We start from the raw sequence: 891 nt of genomic DNA, 5'->3' as shown, positions 1-891 counted from the left end.
CCGCCCACCATGCGGCGCTTGCCCAGCTCGACCAGAATGTCGACGGTCTTCAGGCCGTACTTCTTCGCGGCCACTTCCGAATGACGCAGGAAGCTCGAATACACGCCCGCATAACCGAGCGCGAGCGTTTCGCGATCGACGCGCACCGGCCGGTCCTGCAGCGGACGCACGATGTCGTCGGCGGCGTCCATCAGCGTGTAGAGGTCGGTGCCGTGATTCCAGCCCATGCGCTCGGCGGCCGCGATGAACACTTCGAGCGGCGCGTTGCCCGCACCCGCGCCCATGCCCGCGAGCGATGCATCGATGCGGTCGCAGCCTTCTTCCACCGCGACGATCGAATTCGCGACGCCGAGCGACAGGTTGTGGTGCGCGTGCATGCCCGTTTGCGTTTCGGGTTTCAGCACCGCCTTCACCGCGCGGAAGCGGTCGCGCACGTCGTTCATCGTCAGCGCGCCGCCCGAATCGACCACATAGATGCAGGTCGCGCCGTAGCTTTCCATCTTCTTCGCTTCGATGGCGAGATTCTCCGGCGTGGTCATGTGGCTCATCATCAGGAAGCCGACGGTGTCCATGCCGAGTTCGCGCGCGTATTCGATGTGCTGCTTCGAGATGTCCGCTTCGGTGCAGTGCGTCGCCACGCGGACCACGCGTGCACCCGCGTTATACGCAGCCTTCAGGTCGTGAATCGTGCCAATGCCGGGCAGCAGCAGTGTCGCGATCTTCGCGTGCTCGACCACGTCGGCGACCGCTTCGATCCATTCGAGGTCGCTATGCGCGCCGAAGCCATAATTGAAGCTCGAACCTTGCAGTCCGTCGCCGTGCGCGACTTCGATGCTGTCCACCTTCGCGCGGTCCAATGCGCGTGCGATGTCCTGCACGTTCTGGATCGAG

At 64.3% G+C, this 891-nt stretch carries 1 protein-coding gene; it reads right to left on the bottom strand.

Translation table 11 applies throughout. The annotated features are described in order from the left end of the window. On the bottom strand, positions 1-891 hold an 891-nt coding region (gene dmpG, locus GCT19_RS42285; RefSeq protein WP_152855112.1), incomplete at both ends, for a 4-hydroxy-2-oxovalerate aldolase.

This window comes from Paraburkholderia atlantica (assembly GCF_009362785.1).
Lineage (GTDB): Bacteria > Pseudomonadota > Gammaproteobacteria > Burkholderiales > Burkholderiaceae > Paraburkholderia > Paraburkholderia atlantica.
The sequence above is the reverse complement of the archived record's forward strand: the minus strand, read 5'-3'. Positions and strand labels throughout refer to the sequence as shown.